Below are 22,382 nucleotides of genomic sequence, written 5' to 3'. Positions count from 1 at the left end.
CCGCCGGTACTTTCATAGTGGAGCTCGGAAGGCGGCCCACTATCCCTGGGGCTGCCGGCGAATCGATCGTTACAAGTTTAGATGTTGGCATTGCTCGGCCGGGCAGGCCGGTCCGGCCGCGGCCGGGCGCGTGATGGTGTCGGATGAACGATGCATAGAGCGGAGCCGCCGGGAGACGACGCACGGTCAATATAACTTAAGTTTGCCAATGAGTCTACTGAAGTTCTAGTTTTTGCGTCCCATAAGGGGCTAAAAGGCGCAAAAACGTCCGGGGTCCAGCATCGGTGCCAGCAGTGCTGGCAATCCGGCGGCCCCGCGCCAACTTGTCCAAATCCTGTGAAGAGCTGCCCAGCCTTACGCGAACGGATCGATGACGTTGAAGGTCACCGACAGGGCGTTGTTGGCCTCGTTGCCCTCGCCGACCATGTTCCCCCAGTAGTCAGCCGCGACGTAGAGCGTATGGGTGCCGATGCTGAGCTTCGAGGTGTCGATGCTGTTGGTCAGCCTCTGCGACACCCCCGCCGCCAGCGCGCCGGTCTGGTTGAAGCCAATGTAATGCGACTGATCGGCGGGCTGGTCGAGCATGAAGCCGGCCCAGCTCTGGCCCGCCGGCAAGCCGGCCGCGATATTCTTCACCACGTAGGAGAAGTCGAACGCCACACCCTTCGTCACAGAAGCTCCGGCCGTGATGCCGCTCACGGCCAGGTCGGGCTGCACCGGCGCCGTCACCTCGAACGTCACCGACAGGCTGTTATTGGCCTCGTTGCCCTCGCCCACCATGTTGCCCCAGTAATCGGCCGCGACGTAGAGCGTATGCGTGCCGACGCTGAGCTTCGAGGTGTCGATGCTGCCGCCCAGCGTCTGCGATGCCCCCGCCGCCAGCGCGCCTGTCTGGTTGAAGCCGATGTAATGCGACGGGTCGGCCTCATGGTCGAGCATGAAGCCGGCCCAGCTCTGCCCCGCCGGCAAGCCGGCCGCGATGTTCTTCACCACGTAGGAGAAGTCGAACGCCACGCCCTGCATCACGGAGGCTCCGGCCGTGATGCTGCTCACCGCCAGATCGGGCTGCACCGGTGCCGTCACGTCGAATGTCACCGACAGGGCGTTGTTGGCCTCGTTGCCCTCGCCGACCAGGTTGCCCCAGTAGTCGGCCATGACGTAGAGCGTGTGCGTGCCGACGCTGAGCTTCGAGGTGTCGATGCTGCCGCCCAGAGTCTGCGAGCCGCCGGCTGACAGCGAATCGACGAGGCCGAAGCCCGCCGCGTGCGTCGCATCGACCTCGTGGTCGAGCATGAAGCCCGCCCAGCTCTTGCCCGACGGCAGCCCGGCCGCGATGTTCTTCACCACATAGGAGAAGTCGAACGCCACGCCCTGCATCACCGACGACCCGGCCGTGATGCTGCTCACCGCCAGGTCGGGCTGCACCGGCGCCGTCACGTCGAACGTCATCGACGTCCAGTTGTTGGCCTCGTTGCCTTCGCCCACCATGTTGCCCCAATAGTCGGCCGCAACGTACAGCGTGTGGGTGCCGACACTGAGCTTCGACGTGTCGATGCTGTTGCTGAGCGTCTGCGACGCTCCCGCCGCCAGACCGTTGGTCTGGTTGTAGCCCACGAAGTGCGTCGAGTCGGGCTGCTGATCGAGCATGAACCCGGCCCAGCTCATGCCGCCCGTCGGCAGCGTGCCGTTGTTCTTCACGACGTAGGAGAAGTCGAAGGCCAGCCCCTGCATCACCGACGTGCCCGCCGTGATGCCGTCCACCACAAGGTCCGGACGCGGCGGCGCCGTCACTGTGAAGGTGAACGACGCCACGTTGTTGGTCTCGTCACCCTCGGCCACCTGGTTGTTCCAGTAGTCGGCCATGACATACAGCGTATGCGTGCCGACACTTAGCTTCGACGTGTCGATGCTGCTGCTCAGCGTCTGCGTGCCGTCCGCCACCAGCGATCCGACGGCGATGTAGCCGTCGGCGTGCGTGCTGTCCGGCTGGCTGTCAATCCGGAAGCCCGCCCAGCTGCCCGCCGTCGGGCGGCTGTCGGCGGTGTTCTCCACCAAGAAGGAGAAGGCGAGCTTCGTCCCCTGCACGACCGACGTCGCCGCCGGCGTCACGCTCGCCACCACCAAGTCGGGCTGCACCGGCGCCCTCACATTGAAGGTGACCGACCGTACGTTGTTGCCCTCATCACCCTCAGCCACCTGGTTGTTCCAGTAGTCCGCCATGACATACAGCGTGTGCGTGCCGGCGCTCAGCGTCGACGTGTCGATGCTGCCGCTCAGCGTCTGCGTCCCGCCCACCGCCAGTCCGCTGCTCAGGCCGAACCCGTCGGCATGCGTGCTGTCCGGCTGGCTGTCGATCCGGAAGCCCGCCCAGCTGCTGCCCGAGCCCGCGGCGCCGGCGTTCTCGAGCATGAACGAGAAGTCGAGCTTCGTCCCCTGCACCACCGACGTTGCCGCCGGCGTGACGCTGGCGACCTGCAGATCCGCCCGCGGCGGCGCCGTCACCGTAAAAGTCACCGACCGCACGTTGTTGGTCTCGTCGCTCTCGGCCACCTGGTTGTTCCAGTAGTCGGCCATGACATACAGCGTGTGGGTGCCGACGCTGAGGTGCGACGTGTCGATGCCACCGTTCAGCGTCTGCGTGCCGCCCACCGCCAGTCCGCTGCTCAGGCCGAACCCGTCGGCATGCGGGCTGTCCGGCTGGCTGTCGATGCGGAAGCCCGCCCAGCTGCTGCCTGCCGCCGCCACGCCGCTGTTCTCGAGCACGAACGAGAAGTCGAGCTTCGCCCCCTGCACCACCGACGTCGCGGCCGGCGTGATGCTGCTCACCACCATGTCCGGCCGCACCGCCGCCGTGACATTGAACGTGAAGCTACCCCAGTTGTTCGACTCCGATATCTCGGTGAGCGTTCCGAACACATCCGCCTTGAACCAGACGGTGTGTAGTCCAACGGTGAGGCTGCTCGTGTCGATGATCGCGGTGAGCGACTGCGTCGCGTCAACCGCCAGCGCGTTGATCGTGGGCGCGCTCAGGTAGTGGGTCGCATCGACGTCCTGGTCGATCATGTAGCCGGCATTGCTGAGCCCGGCCGCAAGCGTGCCGACGTTCTTGATCACGTAGCTGATGCTGAGGCTGCTTCCCTGCATGACCGACGTCTGGCCATCGAGGCTGATCATCGAGAGATCCGGGTTTACCGGCGCGGCCGTCACCGTAAAGGTGAACGACTTGAGATTGTTGTTCTCATTTGCCTCGGCGACGTTCCCCAGACCGTCCGCCTTGATCCACAGTGTATGCTGCCCGACGCTGAGATTGGCGTGCAGAACCTCGTTGAAAGTCAGCGATCCCCCGGCCGGGAGAGTGCCGGCACCAACTATATAGTCGTAGGTCGAAGATGTCGGCTGCCTGTCGATACCGAAGGTGATGGAGCCGAAACTGTTCGTGGTGTTTTCGCTGTTGATGTCCTTCAGGACGTAGCTGAAGTTGAGATCGCCACCCTGCACGATGGTGGCCGGCCCCGTTATGCTCTCGATGATCTGGTCAGGCTTAGGTCTTTCCGTGACCGTGAACGTGACCGAAGTGAAGTTGTTGGTCTCGTCATTCTCACTCTTGGCCTTCGTCGCATCCACACCTATCCAAAGTGTATGCGTGCCAACGCTCAGCCCGGTCGTGCTGATGCTATCACTGATGAGCGTCGATCCACCCGCCTCCAAATTCGCCCCACGTATGGGGCCCGTACGATGGGAGAGGTCAGGTTTCGTGTCGAAGTTGTAGAAGATCGAACCGGTGTCCGACGCCGAGCCGCCGAGATTTGCAACGATGTATTCGAAATCGAGGTCGTCCCCCTGGACGACGGACGGCTCTGGCTCGTTCAGGAACACCGTGGTGATCGTAAAATCGGGTTTGGTATTTACGACCGTGAACGTGACCGACGTCAGATTATTGGTTTCGTTGCTTTCGGCAATGTCATTGAACGAATCGGCGGCGATCCAGAGCGTGTGCTCGCCGAGGCCCAGTCCCGTCGTGCTAAGATTGGCTGAGATCGTTTTCGTCGCGCCAGCGGCCATAGCACCGGTATTTACGCTGGCTCCATCTGGATAGGCGGGCGTCTCATCATCGATCTCGGCAGTCGCGATACTCCCAAACGACGATATCGCGGCTGTCCCTGCATTCTTCACGACGTAGGAGAAGTTGAGGGTCGCATTCTTTTCGACAGTCAGCGGGGCGGTGATGCTGTCTATGATCAGATCAGGACTAGTCGCCATGATCAGCCGACGCCAATTGGCCGAGGACGGGCCGGCACGCCACTTTCACTCCGCAAAGAATCGAGATCGACCGTCATAGTCCCGCAGAACCGAGCAGAAGCAGGCAGATCGTACCGCAATGGTTGCCGCGGACCTTATCGCGCAGGTTGTGAAATGGCCAGCCCTCTTTCCATATTTTGTTTGTCTTTTTAATGGCTTATTGCCAAATCTCGTCTCGGTACGTGCAGATTCTTGGCGACGCTAGGATGAGCCAACGCGAGCAGTCGGAGGCCAAAGACGTGTCAAAAGATCCACAATACGTCGACGAATTCAAGCGAATCGGCCTGACCAATGGGGCCGTCCGCATCGAGCTGGGCGTCACGCCGCCCGTCGAGGACGGCCAGCAGCCGGTGCTGGAGACCACCGGGATGCTGGTGATGTCCGTCGAGGGCTTCGTGCGCAGCGCCGCCACCATCGAGGCCTTCCTGAAGCAGCTCCTGGAAAAGGGCGTCATCCGCCGCGATCAGCCACCCGCCCAGCCGGTCAAGCCGAGCTGACGCCCGTGACAGCGCCGATCGACGAGGAGCCGGCGGCGCTTCTCGCCGCTCTCGAGCGCGGCGAGTCGCTGCCGGCCCGCTGGTACACCGATCCGTCGGTCACCGAGCGGGAGCTGCTGCACGTCTTCCGCAAGAGCTGGAACTATGTCGGGCCGCTGGCCGAGCTCGCCAAGGCCGGCGACTACGTCACGGGCTATGCCGGCGCCGTGCCGGTGGTGGTCGTGCACAACGACAAGGGACTGGCAGGCTTCGTCAATGTCTGCCGCCATCGCCGCCACCTGGTCATGAAGGGCCGCGGCAACGCCTCGTTGATGCAATGCGGCTATCACGCCTGGACCTACGACCTGGCGGGTGGGCTGCGCCGCGCGCCGCGTTCGAACGCCGAGCCGGGCTTCCGGCTGGAGGACTTCCCGCTGCTGCCCATCCGGGTCGAGGCGCTGGGGCCGTTCGTGTTCGTCAATCTCGATCCGAACGCGCCCTCGGCAAAGGACTGCTACGGCCCGGTGCTCGACATCATCGCCAGGAGCGGCATCGATCTCGGCACCATCCAGCTGCACAGCCGCGGCGACTGGAAGGCACGCGCCAACTGGAAGGCGATGCTGGAGAACTACCTCGAGTGTTACCACTGCGCCGTCGCCCATCCGGGTTTCAGTGCGGCAATTGACGTTCGGCCGGACGTCTACACCCTGGCCTCGCACGGCTGGTTCTCCAGCCAGGCCGGCCGCGTGCGACCGGCTGCTCTCGAGGGCAAGACCAAGGTCGAGCTCTACGACGTGCGCGGTGAGGTGGCGGAGTCGCAGTACCATTTCCTGTGGCCGAACCTCACCATCAACATCAATCCTGGCTTCCCCAACTTGTCCGTCGACGTCTGGCTGCCCGACGGCCCGAACGCCACCCGTGGCTTCTCCGAGCAGTATTTCGGGCCGGGGGTCGACGAAGGCTTCGCCGAGGCACTGATCGCCTTCAACAAGCAGGTCGCCCAGGAAGATGACGACCTGACCGACGCCGTTCAGCAAGGGCTGGCGGGCGGCCTGCCCGATCGCGGCCAGTTCCTCACCAAGAGCGAGCAGCTGGTGATCCAGTTCCAGAAGATGATTGTGCGGGCGATGAGCGGACGGTCGGCGGTCTAGGTCTCTTGCCGGACCGCGGACCTCCAGGCCCGCGGTCCGGCAAGACTAATACGACCGCGGCAGATCCAGCACGTGCTCGGAAATGAAGTTCAGGATCATGTTGGTCGAGATCGGCGCCACCATGTAGAGCTTGGTCTCGCGGAACTTGCGCTCGATGTCGTACTCCTCGGCGAAGCCGAAGCCCCCGTGGGTCTGCACGCACATGTCGGCGGCCGCCCACGCCGCCTCCGAGCCCAGCATCTTGGCCATGTTGGCCTCGGCGCCGCACGGCAGGTTGGCCTCGTAGAGCGCCGCGGCCTTGCGCACCATCAGATCGGCAGCCTCGGTCTGGGCATAGGCTCGGGCGATGGGATACTGCACGCCCTGGTTTTGGCCGATCGGTCGGCCGAACAGCTTGCGCTCCTTGGCGTAGTCGGTCGCCTTCTCAATGAACCAGCGGGAGTCGCCGATGGTCTCGGCGGCAATCAGCACGCGCTCCGCGTTCATGCCGCTCAGGATGTAGCGGAAGCCCTGTCCCTCCTCGCCCACGAGATTCTCGGCCGGCACCTCCATGTTGTCGAAGAACACTTCGGTGCTGTTGTGGTTCATCATGGTGCGGATCGGTCGGATGGTGAGGCCCTTGCCCAGCGTCTCGCGCATGTCGACCAGGAACACCGACAGCCCCTCGGTGCGCTTCTTGGCCTCCTCGCGCGGCGTCGTGCGCGCCAAGAGCAGCATCAGGTCGGAATGTTCGGCGCGGCTGGTCCACACCTTCTGCCCATTCACGACGTAGGTGCTGTTGTCCTTCTTCACCGCCGTCGTGCGCAGCGCCAGGGTGTCGGTGCCGCTGGTCGGCTCGGTGACGCCGAACGCCTGCAGGCGCAGCTCGCCGCTGGCGATCTTGGGCAGGTAGCGTTCCTTCTGCTCCTTGCTGCCGTGCCTGAGCAGCGTCCCCATGATGTACATCTGGGCATGGCAAGCGGCGCCATTGCAGCCGGCACGCTGTACCTCTTCCAGGACTGCGGCGGCGGCTGAGATACCGAGCCCCGAGCCGCCATACTCCTCGGGAATCAGGATCGCGAGCCAGCCGGCCTCGGTCAGCGCCTGCACGAATTCCGTCGGATAGCCGCGGTCGCGATCGAGCTTGCGCCAGTAGGCGCCGTCGAACTTCAGGCAGAGCTGGCGGACCGCATCGCGAATTTCAGGATGTGTCGGGGCGTAGGGGTTTTCCATGGCGCCGGAACCTAGTCCGCCGCCTCTCCCCGTGCAATGCGACCGAGCTCGTCGATCAGCGGACCATGGATTTCCGGCCCGAAGCCATCGACCGTCGCCTCGCGGCGCGCCGTTACGCCATCGACAGCGCCCGCCCTGTCGACAGTGGCGCGCGTCACGGCGAGGTCGCGTTCCGCCGTAAGGAAGCGACCGATGATCGGCGACCATTCAGGGCGCAGCACCGCCAGCGCCGCCATCAAGCCGTAGGCGCCCCAGTTGGAGACGCCGGCCACCACGAGATGATCGCAGGACGTGACGCAGGCGATGCTGGCGCCGTTTGGCACAAAGCGGGCGATCAGCCCGTCGGGCAGCTTGCCCATGCCGATCTCGTTGCCGCCGTCGCCGACCGCCAGCTTCCGCCAAGGCCCGCCCAGGAACAGGTCATCGAGCGGCGCCGTCCAGGCCGAGACGTCGACGCCACGCATGTTGCGCGGCCGGCCGTCGGGGCTGCGGCCGCAGCGCTCGATCGCGACGGCATGGCTGATCCCGGCCTTACGCCAGCGCGCCGCCAAGTCCTCGAGGCCCGCCCGATCCTCGACCGCGATCTCGTCGACCTCCACGCCCTCACCCACCTGGGCAACGGCCGCCCGCACGGCGCCAGCGCACGGTGTGTCGACTGCGATGCGCGCCGGCACGCCGCAGGCGGCCAGCGCGGCCGCGAGCAGCGCCGTGCCGACCGGACCGTCGGTCTCGGGTGCGGCGACCTCGCCGCGCGGCACGAAGAAACCGGTGATCAGGCCGACGCTCGTGGCGCGTGTCAGCGCCTGCCCCGCAGCGGCAAGCTCTCCGCTGCTCGCGGCGATTAGCTCTGCCGTCTTGCGGCCGACATCACGACAGACCAGCGCTTCGATGGCGGCGATCCGCTCGGCATCACTTTTCCTTGGCGACATACACTCCCGTCCAGTCGGGCGGCGAGTCGTCGATCAGGCCGTCAACGCGCGCACGCATGATCTCGTAGTAACCCTGGTTCCAACCCAGCGCGTCGGCCGCCTCCTGACAACCGGGAATCAGTTCAAGCGCCTCGGCGAAGGCGGCGGCCCGGTAATGCGCCAGGAATTCGGTCTGCCGCCGCACCAGTTCCTGATAGGCGGGTGTTTTGGCCATGGCAACGCCGCCCAACAGCGCATGGGCGTGCTCCGGCTCCGTCTTGCCCTTGAGCATGACGAGATCGAGCTCGAGGGTGGCGTAGCCCTCGGCCTGCTGGCGGGTCTTCTCGCCGATGACGATGCCGACCCGGTAGGTCTTGCACTGCCCCTCCAGCCGCGACGCGAGGTTCACGTCGTTGCCCAGGCAGGAATAGGTCAGGCGCTGCGCCGAGCCGAAGTTCCCGACCGAGGCGTAGCCGGTGTTGAGACCGATGCCGATGGCGAGCGGAATATGCTCGCGCCCCGCCGCCACGGCCTCCGCGTGCAACTCCTCGTTCAACCGGTGCAGCTGCTCCTGCATGGCAAGCGCGGTGTCGCAGCCACGCGCCGCATGGCCCGGCACGGCGAGCGGGGCGTTCCAGAACGCCATGATCGCGTCGCCCATGTACTTGTCGATGGTGCCCTGGTGGCTCAGCACCAGGTCGGTCATCGGCGTCAAGAAGCGGTTCATGAACCGCGTCAGCCCGTGCGGATCGAACTGCTCGGAGATGCGTGTGAAGCCGCGCACGTCGGTGAACATCACGGTGATCTCGCGCTGCTCGCCGCCGAGCTGCAGCAGCTCGGGATGACGGGCGACCTGCTCGACCCTGTCAGGCGACAGATAGAGGCCGAAGGCGCCGCGGATCGCCGCCCGCTCGCGCTCGGTACGCATGAAGGCGATCGCCGTGCCGCTGACATAGATCGCCGCCAGGGTGAGTGGCGGATAGATCGGGTCGAACAGCAGATGGTATTCCGAGAAGGCGAACCACGGCACGGCAAGGCCGACGCCGATAAAGATGGCCGCCACGACCGCCATGCGGCCGGCCGACAGCCGCGGCAGCAGCACCACGAGCAGGATACCGATCAGCCCGAGATAGAGGAATTCCGCGCCGTCGGCGAAATCCGGCCGGGCGAGGAAGTCCTGCGTCAACATCTGCTCGGCAAGCTGCGCATGGACCTCGACGCCGGGCACGGCATCGTCGACCGGCGTGCTGCGCGTGTCCTTCAGCCCGATCGCGCTGGTGCCGACGAAGACGACCTGGCCGTCGAGCTTGGCCGCCGGCGCCGTTCCCTTCAGCACCGCGGCCGCCGAGACGTAGCGTTCTGCGCGATGGCCTGAATCGTAGAGGATCATGCGGCCACGCGCGTCGGTGCGGACCTCCAGGTCGCCGGTCTTGATGGCGACGATGCCGCTCCTGGTGCCGAACGACTCCTCCTGGTTGGCGCCGGACGACTTGATCACGTAGCTGTTGGCGCCCTGCGCCACGCGCATCGCCTCGATCGACAGGGCGGGAAACACACCCTCCTGCCCGGCCAGGCGGAACAGCATGGGCACGCGTCGGATCACGACCGTCTCCAGGTCGGTGTTGACGCTGCCGTTGCCCTTGGCCGCCGCCTCGAGGATCGGAATGGCCTTCACCGTCCCCTGCTGCTCCGGCAGGAACTGCAGCGGATTATCGCCGGCGAAGGCCATGCCGTGCTGTCGCTTGGGCGGAGTCTGGCCGCCCTTGAGGTCGAAGCCGAAGCCCAGGACCACGCGCGAATGCGCCATGGCGTCGGCCAGGACCTGGTCGTTGTCCTGCACTGCCGCGGCGAGCTTTTTCACCGTCTCGGGATCGGTGTAGGCTACGAGATCGCGCACCATGCGACTGATCGACGATCGGTCGGGTTCGGCGAACACCACGTCGAAGGCGATCACCACGGCCCCCTGCTCGGTGAGCTTGTCGACCAGCCGCGCGATGATGGTGCGCGGCCACGGCCACTGGCCGTATTCGGCGAGCGCCTCCTCGTCGACGTCGACGATCCGCACGGGCACGGAAGGATCGTAGGTGCGCGGCTTCAGCCGCTGATAGCTGTCGAAGGCGAGGTCGCGCAGGCGCGAGACCTCAAGTGGATCGATGGCACGCAGCAGCAGCGCGTTGATCAGCACGAGGACGGCGACGATCCACGGCGCGCGCGTATTGCCTCGGCCAAACAACCATCTCATGCGCATTCGGCAGTGGTCCCCCTGCAGCCGTCACTTTACTAAGGATGCCGCCCGAGCCAAATAGCGCACCTTGTCGATCATCCCCAAACACGCAGCACTTCTCGGCATCTATCTCAAGGTGGGGTCGCTGGTGCTGTTCTGTACCATGGATGCCATGGTGAAAGCGCTGGGCAGTACCTACGACGCCTTCCAGCTCATGCTGTTCAGGAGCGCCATCGCCATGGCGCCGGTGGCGGTCATCATCTGGCGCGCCGGAGGGCTCAAGTCGGTGCGTCCGAACCGGCCGTGGCTGCAGGCCCTGCGCATCATCGTGGCGTTCGGCAGCACGCTGGGCTTCTTCTACGTCTTCCCGCGCATGCCGCTGGTCGATGCCTATGCCATCTCCTATGCAGCCCCACTCTTCATGGTGGCGCTGTCGGTGCCCATGCTGGGCGAGCCGGTCGGCTGGCGGCGCTGGACGGCAGTCGTGGTGGGCTTCCTGGGCGTGCTGATCATGCTCGACCCCTGGGGCATGGACATCCACGCCATGTCGCTGATCGTGCTGGGCGCGACCTTCTGCTACTCGCTGTCGACCGTCATGCTGCGGCTGCTGAGCCGCCATGACTCCGACGTCGTCGCCCTCTTCTGGCTGTCGCTCGCGACCAGCGCGGCCTCGCTGGTCGGCGCCGTGCCCGCCTGGGTGTGGCCGACGTCCATCGACTGGCTGTGGCTGATCGTGATGGGCCTTTTGGGCGGCGTCGCGCAGATCCTGAACACGCGGGCCTGGCGGCTGGCGCCGACGGCGGTCCTGGCGCCCTTCGACTACACCTCGATCGTGCTGGCCATGCTGTTCGGCTACCTCTGGTTCAAGGAGGAGCCGTCCTGGACGGTCTGGTTCGGCCTGCCCCTGGTGATGGGGTCTGGCCTCTATATCCTGCACCGCGAGCGCATCCGGGCACGCGAGCGCGCCCTGGTCTCCCTGCCGTGACCGGCGCTAAGGCCTTGTGCGGCGAGGATAATTGTCCGCAGGCCATTTATGGGCATTTGCCGGTTGAAGCATTGACGAAGCCGCTCTCCAACCACATGTTGTAGGCATGACTGAGACCACCTTTTCCGTGACCGAGAGCGCGGCCAAGCGGATTGCCTTCCTGGCCTCCAAGGAGGCCAAGCCCGTCATGATGCGGGTGGCCGTGCTGGGCGGCGGCTGCTCGGGCTTCCAGTACAACTTCTCGTTCGAGGAGCAGCGCACCGACGACGACCTGGTGATCGAGCGCAATGGCGCTGCGGTGCTGGTCGACAGCACGTCGCTCGAGCTGCTCAAGGGCAGCGAGCTCGACTATGTCGAGGAGATGGTCGGTTCGTCCTTCCAGGTGAAGAACCCTAACGCCACCTCGTCCTGCGGCTGCGGCAACTCCTTCAGCGTCTGATCCACAGCGTTGTCGTCCCGGGCGTAGCGAGGGACCTTTCCTGCTGCGATAAAGGCCCCATGAAGATCGCGACCTGGAACGTCAATTCCGTCCGCAAGCGGACTGGAAACCTCCTGGCATGGTTGGAGCAGGCCAAGCCGGATGTCGTGGTGCTGCAGGAGATCAAGGCGCAGGAGCCGCAGTTCCCACGCCTCGAGGTCGAAGCCGCCGGCTACAAGGTCGAGATCGTCGGTCAGAAGGGTTTCAACGGCGTGGCCATGCTCTCGCAGCATCCGGTCGAGATCACTGCGCGCGCCCTGCCCGATGCGGTAGCCGACGAGCCGGCCCGTTACATCGAAGGCCGCATCGAGACCCCCAAGGGACCGCTGACGGTCGGCGGACTCTACCTGCCCAACGGCAATCCCATCGCCACGGAAAAGTTCGCCTACAAGATCGCCTGGATGGATCGCCTCAACCAGCGCGCCCGCGAGCTTCTGGCCAAGGAGGAGATGTTCGTGCTGGGCGGCGACTACAACGTCTGCCCGACCGAGATGGACGTCTACGATCCGAAGGCCTTCGCCAACGACGCCCTCTGCCAGCCGCAGTCGCGCGCTGCGTTGCGCGGCCTGCTCAATCTCGGCCTAACCGACGCGGTCCGAGCGTTCCACCCCGACGAAACCGTCTACACTTTCTGGGACTACCAGGCCGGCTGCTGGGCCAAGAACTGGGGCCTGCGGATCGATCACCTGCTGCTGTCGCCGCAGGCCGCCGACCGCATGATCAACGTCGGCATCGACAAGCCCGAACGCGGCCTGCCGGACCCGTCCGACCACGTTCCGGTGTGGTGCGAGCTGGATTTGGCTTCGTAGCTAGAAGTTAGGGAAAAACTGTCATCCCGAGCGAAGCGAGGGACCTTTAAGGCAGCAGGAAAGGTCCCTCGCTACGCTCGGGATGACACCGGCGTTGGTTCCACGTTTGGCCGTCATTCAGCTCCCGACCCGATCACGCCGCCGTCGGCGATGATGCATTGGCCACAGACGAAGTTGCCGGCCTTTGACGCCAGGAACACCGCTACGCCGCCGATGTCGTCGGGCTGGCCGATCCGCTTCAGCGCCGCCTTGCTCTCGTTGGCGCGGCGGATGTCGGGATTGTCCCACAGCGCCTTGGCGAAGTCGGTCTGGATCAGGCCGGGCGCGATGGCGTTCACGCGGATGTTGTGCTTGCCCCATTCCATGGCGAGCGACTTCACCAGCGAGAGATCGGCCGCCTTGCTCATGTTGTAGGCGGCGATGTGCGCCGAGCCGATCAGCGCGCCGATCGACGACACGACGATGAACACGCCGTCCTTCCGTTCCGCCATCTCCGGCCCGACCATGTTCATCAGCCACAGGTTGGACATCACGTTGTTCTGCATGATCTTGGCGAACACCTCTTCCTTCAGGCCCGTCAGCGGCCCGAAGTAGGGATTGGACGCGGCGTTGCAGACCATGATGTCGATCCTGCCGTAGGCCTTGCGGGCGGCAGCGACCAGGTTCTCGAGCTGGGCCTTGTCGGAGATGCTGGCGGCGACGGCTGTCGCCTCGCCGCCCTTGGCCTTGATGCCCTTCACGACCTCCTCGCAGGCCGGCAGCTTGCGGCTCGACACGACGACCTTGGCGCCATGGGCCGCCATCTGCTCGCAGATCGAGCGGCCGATGCCGCGGCTGCCGCCGGTCACCACCGCCACCTTGCCGGTCAGGTCGAACATCATCGCGCCGTCTCCTCGCCTTCCAGATCTTTCAGGTCTTGACCGACCTTAGCGGTGCGCGGGCGAACAGCGCAATCAACTCGACATGCGCGGACCACAGGAACTGGTCGATCGGCAGCAGTTTCTCCAGCCGGTATCCGCCGTCCTGCAAGGTACGCGCGTCGCGCGCGAAGCTTGCGGGATCGCACGAGGCATAGACGACGCGCGGCACCTTGGAACGCGCCAGCTCGGCCGACTGCGCAGCAGCGCCGGCACGCGGCGGATCGAGCAGCACGGCATCGAAACCGTTGAGCTCGGTCGCCGTCAACGGATTGCGGAACAGATCGCGCCGCTCGACGGTCACCCGCCCGCCCAACCGGCGCGCCGCTGCTTCAGCCGCGGTGACAGCCGGCTTGTCACTCTCGAACAGCGTGACCTTGCCGGCCCGGCCAAGCGACAACGCACCCACGCCCGCAAACAGATCGGCAAGCCGCGGCGCATCGCCGACCCATTCGGCGACCGCAGCCCGCATCGCCTGCTCGGCGCGCTTGGTGGCCTGCAGGAAGGCTCCGGGTGGCGGGTCGACGCGCGCCTCGCCGAACAGAAGCAACGGCGTGCGGCGCACGACGACGGGTTCGGCCGACGCCCGATCGCCCCAGCTCAGCCGCGCCAGGTCGGCGCGCTCGGCCAGTGCAACCAGCGCCTCGTGCCGCTCCAGCGACAGATCGAGGCGCTTGTGCGGCCTCAGCAGCAGGTCGATGCCGCTGTCGGTCTCGTTCGCTACGGCGTCGGCCGCAGCGCCGTCCGGCAGGATCGATGCAGCGGCGGTCCGCACCGGCTCCAGAAGCGCGCCGAGGGTCGGCCGGGCGACGACGCAGACGTCGACATCGACGATGCGCGGGCTCGTGCGCTCATGGAAGCCGGCGAGCGCGCGCCTGCCCTGCCGACGCAGCACGAAGTCGACACGGCGCCGCTCGCCAGGCGCGCCAACCAGAGGCGGCTCGAAGCGCGGCGCGTCGACACCACGCTGCGCCAGCGTCCGGACGATCAGATCGACCTTCCAGGCCGTATAGGCGTCGCGCCGCCAGTGTTGCAGGGCGCAGCCGCCGCAGACTCCGAAATGCGCACAGGGCGGCGGCTCGCGATGGCGCGACGGCGCGAGCACCTTCACCAGGTCGGCCGCGATGCCCTCACCGCGCTTGTCGCGTGGCGCCGCCTCGACTGTCTCGCCCGGCAAGGTGAAGGGTACGAAATAGCGCCGCCCCTCATGTTCGGCGATGCCATCGCCGCGGGCGCCGATCTCCAGGATGTCGAGTCTCACCCCAGCCAGCTCTTCGCCGGACGCATCTCGCCGACCAGCAGGCCGACCACGTTCTTCACCGGCGGATGCACGATCTCCTCGCGCTGACCGGCCGGCAGCACGCCGAGATGATCGAGCAGGCTTGCCATCGCGACTTCGGCGGCGCGGCCGGCGCCGTCCCACATCTTGATCGCCACGCCGAGGCCGAGCGTGGGCAGCATGCCGCAGAACACGCCCTCGGCGCCGGTCTTGATCTGCGCCACGCCGGGCAGTGCCGCGTTGATGCGCGTGCAGAAGCGGCCTGTGCCCGCCATCATGAACGGCTCGGCATTCATCGCGGTACGGATGCGGCTGGCCGCCTCCGCGTGCTTGTTCGACAGCCGAGAGGGCTCGGCCATGCTGGCCATGGCCCGCGCCAGGCTTTTGAGCGGCGTGGCGAGCGTTGGGATGCCGCACCCGTCGGTGCCGTACGGAAAGCTGTTGGCGTCCGTGCCGCAGAGATCGGTCATGACCTCGCGCAGGCGGCGCTGCACCGGGTGATTGTACTTGATGTAGTCCTTGGTCGGCTCGCCGTACTGCACCGCCGTGGTGAGAAAGCCCGAATGCTTGCCCGAGCAGTTGTTGAATGCCGCCGTCGGCATCCTGCCCGCGCGCGCCAGCTCCTCGATCGTGCCCTGCAGGCGCGGCGCATGCGTGCCGCATTCGAGGTCGGCCTCGCTCAGGCCCACCTTGGCGAGCCACGCCTGTACCGTCTCGACGTGCCGCCTCTCGCCGCTGTGCGAGGCGCAGGCCAGCGCAATGTGCTCGTTGCCGAGACCGAAGCGCTCCACCGCGCCGCTTTCGACGAACGCCATGGCCTGGATCGGCTTGTTGGCCGAGCGCGGCAGGATGAGCGAATCGATGTCGCCCCATGACGCCACTACCGCGCCGTCCGGCCGCACCACCGCGGCGATGCCCTCGTGGCGGCTCTCGACCACCGGACCACGCGTGACCTCGATGACGACCGACTTGCTCATCGCGCGCGCTCCAGCTTTACCACCGTAACGTTGTCCTGATGCTCCTTGGCCGTATCCAGCACGGCCTTGATCATCCCATCGACCGGCTTGATGGCGCTCGCGGCGATCTCCGCTTCCTTGAGCGACTGCACGCCGTCGCTGCACAGCAGCAGCTTGACGTCGGGACCGAGCTTGCGGCTGCCCTTGTCTATGAGGCTGAGCGGCTGGCCCATGACGGCCTCGCGCAGCGTATGGCGGCCGGGATGATGCTCGGCCTCGTCCGCCGTCAGCATGCCGCGTCTGACCAGGGCATCGATCTGCGGCGCCATCGAATGATCGGCGTTCAGACGCTCGATCGTGCCCGTCGACACCAGGTAGAACGGCGAATCGCCGACGCTGATCCAGCGCACCTCGTCGCCGCGCACCTGCGCCGCCACCAGGGTCGCCCCCATGCCCTCGAGCTCGGCCTTGCCGGCCGCGGTCCTGCCGACCGCTGCATTGGCCTCCGAAAGCCCGTCAGCCAGGCCGCCACCCTGCTCGATCGCGTGCACGAAAGCCTCGACCGCGACCTTGCTGGCCACGGCGCCGCCGGCATGGCCGCCCATGCCATCGGCGACCACCGCCAGCAATGAGCCGTCGCCGAGCGTGCGCAACGCCCAACTGTCCTCTTGATAGGGGCGCGCACCTTGATGTTGGCCGCCCTCGCCCCGCCACCGTCCTGCCATGTCCGACGCCAACCTCTAGTGCCACACCGCCGGCAGCTTGCTCAGCCCGCGCAGGGTGAAGCTGCGCCGCCACGCCGGTTTGTCCTTCTCCGGCAAGGTGAGGTTCGGCATGCGCTCGATCAAGGCGGCAAAGACCAGTTCCGCCTCGAGGCGGGCAAGCTGGGCGCCCAGGCAATGATGGATGCCGCCGCCGAACGACATCGGCCTGATGTGCTCGCGGCCGACATCGAGCCGGTCGGGATCGGGATACTGGGCTGGATCGCGGTTGGCCGCGCCCAACAGGGCAACGATGCTCTCGCTCTCGCCGAGCGTCACGCCGCCGATCTCGACCTCGGTGTTGGTGACGCGGCCGGTGAGCTGCACTGACGAGTCGTAGCGCAGCAGCTCCTCGACGGCGTTGGGGATCAGCGACGGGTCGGCCTTCAGCCGTTCCCACTGCTCGGACTGGCGATGCAGCGCCAGAAGACCGTTGCCGATCAGGTTGGTGGTGGTCTCGTGGCCGGCGCCGAACAGAAGGCCGATATTGGCCTCGAGTTCCTCCGCCGTGAGCTTGTCGCCCGCTTCTTCGGCACGTACCAGCTCGGTGGTCAGGTCGTCCTGCGGTTCGCGGCGGCGCAGGTCGCAAAGTTGCTTGAAGTAGACGCCCGCCATCTGGGTATTGAGGTTGGCCTGGTCCATCTCCTCGCGGGTCATCGGCACGGGCTCGAGGATGCGGCCGTTGACATTGCTGCCGGCCAGGAACGGCGCCCGTTGCTCTTCGGGAATGCCCAGCATGTCGCAGATCACGATCACCGGCAGGCGATGGGCGAGGTCGCGCATGACGTCCATCTCGCCCTTGTCGGCGACGCGATCGAGCTGATCATCGACGATCTTCTTGATGCGTGGACGCATGTCGGCGACGCGACGGGCGGTGAAGGCCTTGGTGACCAGGCCACGCAGCCGCGTATGGTCGGGCGGATCCTGAACCAGCATCGTGCGGGCAAGGGAGGCGACAGCCGGCTCGCTCATGCGGTCGATGTTGCCGTAGCGACGCTGAATGTTGCCGACGAAGTCCTTGCCGAAGCGCTTGTCGCGCAGGGCGAAAGCCACGTCCTCGTAGCGCGTGATCAGCCAGAAACCCTGCGGTGCCTTGAAGACAGGCGCTGTCTCGCGCAGGCGGCGATAGAACGGATACGGGTCGGCGATGAAGGCCGGATCGAGCGGATTGAACTCGAGCGGCTCACCGTCCACGACGGGCGGGGTCATGTCGTTCATGGCCATTTCCTTACCACGAAGCCTCTTGCGGCGCGAACAAGGTGGCCTCATCCCTACGCACATCTTGTTCCTCTTCCCTGAGGGGGAATCGACGCGCGTGGCCCCCTCACCCAACCTCTCCTCCTACCGGGGGAGAGGAGCATGAACGAAGCGGCCGTGAGGCGGAAAATTGTTCAAGGCGCACAGACTGTGCTCTAGCATCCCCGCATGTTTGCACTCACCCAGGGATTACGTCGCGCCGCCCAGACCAAGCCCGACGGCCCGTCGACCCATTTTGCCGGTCGCCGCCGGACCTGGCAGCAGACCATCGACCGGGTGAGCCGCATCGCCGGCGCACTATTCGCGCTTGGCGTGCGACCGGGCGACCGTGTGGCGATCCTGGCCCTGAACAACGACCGCTACTTCGAGTTGATGTACGCCCTTCCCTGGATCGGCGCCGCCATGGTGCCGATCAATACGCGGCTGGCGGCGCCGGAAATCGAGTACATCCTGTCCGACTCAGGCGCCGTGGCGCTGTTCATCGACACCGCCATGTCGCATCACCTGACGCCGCTCGAAAACAAGATGGCGGCCGTCCGCGAGGTCGTCTGGCTCGACGACACATCGGGGCCGGAAGGCCTCCTGCATTTCGAGGATCTCACCAACTACGATCCGGCGGTCGACGTCGGCGCGGCCAACGACGACCTGGCCGGACTGTTCTATACCGGCGGCACCACCGGGCGGTCCAAGGGAGTGATGCTCACCCACACCAACCTCGTGGTGAATGCGCTGAACGGCGTCGCCGGCATCGGCTTCAATGCCGACACGACCTACATCCATTCCGGGCCCATGTTCCATCTCGCCGACGGCGCCTCGACCTTCGGCGTCACCATGGCGGGCGGCCGCCATGCCTTCGTGCCGCGCTTCGAGCCGGTCGAGGTCTTGCAGACCATCCAGACCGAGAAAGTGACGCACGCCCAGTTCGTGCCGACCATGATCAACATGATCGTCAATCATCCGCGCTTTGCCGAATTCGACATCCGCACCCTCGCCTTCATCCTCTACGGCGCCTCGCCGATGCCCGAGGGCGTCCTGCGCAAGGCCATGCAGGTGATGCCGCACGTGAAGCTGATGCACGCCTACGGCATGACCGAAGCGGCCCCCATCGTGACCCTGCTCGACCCGCGTTACACCACGCTCGACGGACCGTTCGCCGGCAGGCTGAAGTCGTGCGGCCAGGTGGCGCTGGGCTGCGAGATCAAGGTGGTCGACGCCAACCGCGAGGAAGTGCCGCGCGGCACCTCGGGCGAGCTCGCCATCCGCGGCGCCAACATCATGAAGGGTTACTGGAACAAGCCGGCCGAGACCGAGGGCGTGCTCAAGGACGGCTGGTACTACTCGGGCGACGGCGCCTACATGGACGACCAGGGCTTCGTCTTCATCGTCGACCGCCTGAAGGACATGATCATCTCGGGCGGCGAGAACGTCTACTCGGCCGAGGTCGAGAATGCGATCTCGCTGCTGGCCGGCGTCAGCGAGGTCGCGGTCATCGGCGTGCCCGACGAGCGCTGGGGCGAGCGCGTGCACGCCATCATCGTCCCCAAGCCCGGTATCACGCTCAACGCCGACGACGTGATGGAGCACTGCCGCGACCAGATCGCCGGCTACAAATGCCCACGCAGCATCGACTTCCGCGACACGCCGCTGCCGCTCTCAGGCGCCGGCAAGGTGCTGAAGCGCGAGCTGCGCGAGCCCTACTGGAAGGGCTTCACCAAAGCCGTGAACTAGGAGCGTTGTTCCTTGGTGTGCGGAAAGATCAGCGATTGCAGGAAGCTCAGCACGAACCAGACCACCAGGAACGCCAGGCACTCGAGTGCGAAGCTCTTGAACTTGAAGAAGAACTCGGCGATGCCGAAGGCGATCAGGAACGGCACAGCCTCTTGCTTGGCCGCGACGAGAAGACCGAGATCCTTGATGAGTGAGAACACTGTATCCCCCGTTTTCAAAGCAACGCGTCATTGAAGGCGCACTGCTCCTTGAATTCAAGTCAATCCGAGATGCCTACCATCCCCTACTACGACTGGATCGCCCATCACGCCGGCCGACGGCCGGCCAGGCTTGCGATCCACGACCTCCAGACCGCACGCAAGTTCACCTACGCCGACCTCCACGCCCGCACCGACCGGCTGGCAGCTGCCCTCACCGCGCGAGGGATCGGCAAGGGCGACCGCGTCGCCCTGCTGGCGCCCAACTGCGCCGAGTACTTCGAGCTTCAATTCGCCTGCGGGCGGCTCGGCGCCATCATGCTGCCGCTCAACTGGCGGCTCGCCGTGCCCGAGCTGCAGTACATCTTGTCCGATTCGACGCCGTCGCTCCTTATTTACGACAAGAGCTTCGCCGACCAGGCACATCAGCTATCGACGCGGCTGCTCGAGATCGACCACGAGCGGCCCGACAGCGCCTACGAGCGGGCGCTGGCCACTGCGCCCCCGCCGAGCCCGGCGGTCGCGCTCGGCCACGACGATATCGCCATGGTGATGTACACCTCCGGCACGACGGGGCACCCCAAGGGCGCCATCATCACGCACGGCATGAACTTCTGGAACTGCGTGAACCTCGGCATTCCGGCCATGATCACGCCCGAGACCGTGCAGCTCGTAATCCTGCCGCTGTTCCACACCGGCGGCCTCAACTGCTACGCCAACCCCGTGCTGCATGCCGGCGGCGCGATCCTGGTGATGCGCACCTTCGATCCGGGCGCCGCCCTCGACTGCATCTCGGATCCCGCGCTCGGCATCACCCACTTCTTCGGCGTGCCCGCGCCCTATCAGTTCATGATGCAGCATCCCAAGTTCCAGGGCGCCGACCTGTCCCGCCTCAGGATTGCCGGCGTCGGCGGCGCGCCCTGTGCGCTCGCCATCCTGGAAGGATGGAGCGCCCGTGGCGTGCCGCTGGTGCAGGGCTGGGGCATGACCGAGACCAGTCCTGCCGGCACCATGCTCGATGCCGCCGACGCCATCCGCAAGGTGGGCTCGGCCGGCAAGGCGCTGATGCACACCGCCATCCGCATCGTCGACGACGAAGGCAATGACGTGCCGGCGGGCGGCATCGGCGAACTGCTGATCAAGGGGCCCAACGTCACGCCGGGCTACTGGAACAAGCCGGAAGCGACGGCGAAAGCCTTCACCGACGGCTGGCTGCATACCGGCGACGCGGCGCGCCAGGACGAGGAAGGCTTCGTCTATATCGTCGATCGCTGGAAGGACATGTACATCTCGGGCGGCGAGAACGTCTATCCGGCCGAGGTCGAGAACGTGCTGTTCCAGATCCCGGGCGTCGCCGATGCCGCCATCATCGGCGTGCCCGACGAGCGATGGGGCGAGGTCGGATTGGCGATCATCGTGCGCAAGTCGGGCGAGATGCTTGAGGAAGGCGATGTCATCCGCCACTGCCTCGGCAATCTTGCGAAGTTCAAGGTGCCGCAGTCCGTCGTCTTCGTCGACGTCCTGCCGCGCAATGCCACCGGCAAGGTGCTGAAGCGCGAGCTGCGCGTTCAGTTCGTCGGTTCGGACAAGCCTGCGATCTCTTGAGGAGCGCGGGCGTCTTCCTCTTCCGGACCCGCCGGCCTCCGGCCGGCTCATGACTCATGAGGCCGGCGGTCCGGAAGACTAAACCAGCGGCACGTAGTCGTATTCGCCGACGCCCTGCAGGATCAGAAAGGTGAGCGAGCTCTTGCCGGCATTGGTCACCAGGTGCGGCCGACCGGCGACGGCGACGTAGCTTTGCCCGACACCCAGCCGCACCTCTTCCTTGGGCTGCTGCAGGAACAGCCGCATCTCGCCTTCCAGGACATAGAAGGTGTCGCTGATGTTGGTATGGAAGTGCCAGGGCACGGTCTGCGTCGGCGAGAGCTGCAGCTCGCTGATGCGGAAGCCGGGACGCTCGGCATGGCGGTCGCGGCGCTCCACCTCGTAGAGATGGCTGGCGTCCTTGACGGGCTGAAGTCTGCGTTCGGCCTTCATCATCGATCCATCCTTTCGCAAAGGACCTGGACCCATTATGAACCTCGCCATGATCACGATCTACGGCGTCCACCGCTCCCGCGCCTCACGCAACATCTGGCTGGCCCATGAACTCGGCATCCCCTTCAAGCTGGTGCCGGTGATCCAGCACTACCGCCTCAAGGAACCGATCCCGGCGGACGTCGTGCACACCAAGTCGCCGTCGTTCCTCAAGGTCAATCCCAATGGCCACATCCCCACCTTGGAGGATGACGGCCTGGTCCTGCACGAATCGCTCGCCATCAATCTCTATCTCGCCAAAAAGCATGGCGGTCCGCTGGCGCCGTCCAATGTCGGCGAGGACGGCTTGATGGGCATGTGGTCGCTGTGGGCCGCGACCGAGGTCGAGGCCCATTCGCTGTCGATCGCTCAGAACGGCCCGACAGCCAGTGCGATCGATGCCCTGCGCGCGCCCTTCGCAGTGCTGCAAGAAGCGCTTCCAAACGGCTTCCTGGTCGGCGATCGCTTCACCGTGGCTGACATAAACGTCGCGGAGGTCGTGCGCTACGCCGATGGCGCCACGGAACTCTTCAGGGGAGCACCCAGGGTGAAGGCCTGGTTCGAAGCCTGTCGCGCCCGTCCTGCCTATCGGAAGATGTGGGACGCTCGCGAGAAGGAGCCGGCCTAGACGTTCGCATTCCGCCTCTCGGGGGCTGTAGTCAAGATGCA

General features: G+C 65.8%; 19 protein-coding genes and 1 pseudogene. 8 read left to right on the top strand and 12 right to left on the bottom strand.

Annotation, left to right across the window (positions count from 1 at the left end; translation table 11 throughout):
• Positions 1–354: 354 nt before the first annotated feature.
• Positions 355–3,624, bottom strand: a complete 3,270-nt coding sequence (locus RSO01_RS09750; protein WP_246158270.1) for a CARDB domain-containing protein — start codon at positions 3,622–3,624, stop codon at positions 355–357.
• Between the two features lie 6 nt (positions 3,625–3,630).
• A pseudogene (locus tag RSO01_RS49835) lies at positions 3,631–4,260 on the bottom strand (CARDB domain-containing protein); the annotation flags it as partial.
• 278 nt (positions 4,261–4,538) lie between these two features.
• Between RSO01_RS49835 and RSO01_RS09745 the strand changes: the two are divergent.
• Together RSO01_RS09745 and RSO01_RS09740 are read left to right on the top strand one after the other, a co-directional pair.
• The gene (locus RSO01_RS09745) at positions 4,539–4,796 is read left to right on the top strand and encodes a hypothetical protein (RefSeq protein WP_147148659.1); all 258 of its coding nucleotides are present in this window, start codon (positions 4,539–4,541) and stop codon (positions 4,794–4,796) included.
• Positions 4,797–4,801: 5 nt separating this feature from the next.
• A complete protein-coding gene (locus tag RSO01_RS09740) occupies positions 4,802–5,926 on the top strand; it encodes an aromatic ring-hydroxylating oxygenase subunit alpha (RefSeq protein ID WP_147148657.1) in 1,125 nt (374 codons plus the stop codon).
• A 45-nt stretch (positions 5,927–5,971) separates the two neighbouring features.
• Here RSO01_RS09740 and RSO01_RS09735 read toward each other — a convergent pair whose 3' ends face one another.
• From RSO01_RS09735 to RSO01_RS09725, 3 genes are read right to left on the bottom strand one after another with little or no spacing between them, the layout of a single operon-like run.
• On the bottom strand, positions 5,972–7,138 hold the full coding sequence (locus RSO01_RS09735) for an acyl-CoA dehydrogenase family protein (protein WP_147148654.1): 1,167 nt from the start codon (positions 7,136–7,138) through the stop codon (positions 5,972–5,974).
• 11 nt (positions 7,139–7,149) lie between these two features.
• Positions 7,150–8,067, bottom strand: a complete 918-nt coding sequence (locus RSO01_RS09730) for a glutamate cyclase domain-containing protein (protein WP_147148652.1) — start codon at positions 8,065–8,067, stop codon at positions 7,150–7,152.
• Entirely contained in the window at positions 8,048–10,288 is a 2,241-nt protein-coding gene (locus tag RSO01_RS09725; protein ID WP_170302965.1) for a CHASE2 domain-containing protein, read from the bottom strand. The genes RSO01_RS09730 and RSO01_RS09725 overlap by 20 nt, the downstream gene beginning before the upstream one ends.
• A gap of 70 nt (positions 10,289–10,358) precedes the next feature.
• Here RSO01_RS09725 and RSO01_RS09720 point away from each other — a divergent pair, with 70 nt between their 5' ends.
• The 3 genes from RSO01_RS09720 to xth all read left to right on the top strand — a co-directional run bounded on the left by RSO01_RS09720 (position 10,359) and on the right by xth (position 12,542).
• A complete protein-coding gene (locus RSO01_RS09720; protein ID WP_147148648.1) occupies positions 10,359–11,255 on the top strand; it encodes a DMT family transporter in 897 nt (298 codons plus the stop codon).
• 106 nt (positions 11,256–11,361) lie between these two features.
• Positions 11,362–11,694, top strand: coding sequence for an iron-sulfur cluster insertion protein ErpA (erpA, locus tag RSO01_RS09715; protein ID WP_147148646.1), 333 nt, complete (start codon positions 11,362–11,364; stop codon positions 11,692–11,694).
• Between the two features lie 59 nt (positions 11,695–11,753).
• Positions 11,754–12,542 carry an exodeoxyribonuclease III gene (gene xth / locus RSO01_RS09710; RefSeq protein WP_147148643.1) on the top strand — a complete coding sequence of 263 codons (789 nt, stop codon included), beginning with the start codon at positions 11,754–11,756 and terminating at the stop codon, positions 12,540–12,542.
• 113 nt (positions 12,543–12,655) lie between these two features.
• Here xth and RSO01_RS09705 read toward each other — a convergent pair whose 3' ends face one another.
• From RSO01_RS09705 to RSO01_RS09685, 5 genes are read right to left on the bottom strand one after another with little or no spacing between them, the layout of a single operon-like run.
• A complete protein-coding gene (locus tag RSO01_RS09705) occupies positions 12,656–13,423 on the bottom strand; it encodes an SDR family NAD(P)-dependent oxidoreductase (RefSeq protein ID WP_147148641.1) in 768 nt (255 codons plus the stop codon).
• A 28-nt stretch (positions 13,424–13,451) separates the two neighbouring features.
• Positions 13,452–14,720: a class I SAM-dependent RNA methyltransferase gene (locus RSO01_RS09700; protein WP_147148639.1), complete on the bottom strand. Its 1,269-nt coding sequence runs from the start codon at positions 14,718–14,720 to the stop codon at positions 13,452–13,454.
• Complete coding sequence (locus RSO01_RS09695; RefSeq protein ID WP_147148637.1) at positions 14,717–15,715, bottom strand: asparaginase; 999 nt, start codon at positions 15,713–15,715, stop codon at positions 14,717–14,719. Before RSO01_RS09695 ends, RSO01_RS09700 begins: the two co-directional genes overlap by 4 nt.
• Positions 15,712–16,419, bottom strand: coding sequence for a PP2C family protein-serine/threonine phosphatase (locus RSO01_RS09690; protein WP_147148635.1), 708 nt, complete (start codon positions 16,417–16,419; stop codon positions 15,712–15,714). The genes RSO01_RS09695 and RSO01_RS09690 overlap by 4 nt, the downstream gene beginning before the upstream one ends.
• Positions 16,420–16,434: 15 nt before the next feature.
• The gene (locus tag RSO01_RS09685) at positions 16,435–17,673 is read right to left on the bottom strand and encodes a cytochrome P450 (protein WP_147148633.1); all 1,239 of its coding nucleotides are present in this window, start codon (positions 17,671–17,673) and stop codon (positions 16,435–16,437) included.
• Between the two features lie 207 nt (positions 17,674–17,880).
• Between RSO01_RS09685 and RSO01_RS09680 the strand changes: the two genes are divergently transcribed.
• Positions 17,881–19,440: an acyl-CoA synthetase gene (locus RSO01_RS09680; protein WP_147148631.1), complete on the top strand. Its 1,560-nt coding sequence runs from the start codon at positions 17,881–17,883 to the stop codon at positions 19,438–19,440.
• Here the strand turns inward: RSO01_RS09680 and RSO01_RS09675 are convergent.
• Positions 19,437–19,640 (bottom strand): hypothetical protein, encoded by a 204-nt coding sequence (locus RSO01_RS09675; protein WP_147148629.1) that lies wholly within the window; start codon positions 19,638–19,640, stop codon positions 19,437–19,439. The two genes, RSO01_RS09680 and RSO01_RS09675, sit on opposite strands and share 4 nt — an antisense overlap.
• A gap of 69 nt (positions 19,641–19,709) precedes the next feature.
• On the opposite strand from RSO01_RS09675, the gene RSO01_RS09670 reads away from it, so the two are divergent.
• Complete coding sequence (locus RSO01_RS09670) at positions 19,710–21,242, top strand: acyl-CoA synthetase (protein WP_147148627.1); 1,533 nt, start codon at positions 19,710–19,712, stop codon at positions 21,240–21,242.
• 78 nt (positions 21,243–21,320) lie between these two features.
• On the opposite strand, the gene RSO01_RS09665 is transcribed toward RSO01_RS09670, so the two are convergent.
• Complete coding sequence (locus RSO01_RS09665) at positions 21,321–21,677, bottom strand: cupin domain-containing protein (RefSeq protein WP_170302963.1); 357 nt, start codon at positions 21,675–21,677, stop codon at positions 21,321–21,323.
• Between the two features lie 46 nt (positions 21,678–21,723).
• Here RSO01_RS09665 and RSO01_RS09660 point away from each other — a divergent pair, with 46 nt between their 5' ends.
• Entirely contained in the window at positions 21,724–22,341 is a 618-nt protein-coding gene (locus RSO01_RS09660) for a glutathione S-transferase family protein (protein WP_147148623.1), read from the top strand.
• Positions 22,342–22,382 lie beyond the last annotated feature (41 nt).

The sequence above is a fragment of the Reyranella soli genome, assembly GCF_007992495.1.
Lineage (GTDB): Bacteria > Pseudomonadota > Alphaproteobacteria > Reyranellales > Reyranellaceae > Reyranella > Reyranella soli.
Note: the sequence above shows the minus strand (reverse complement) of the source record. Positions and strands in the feature narration are given on the sequence as shown.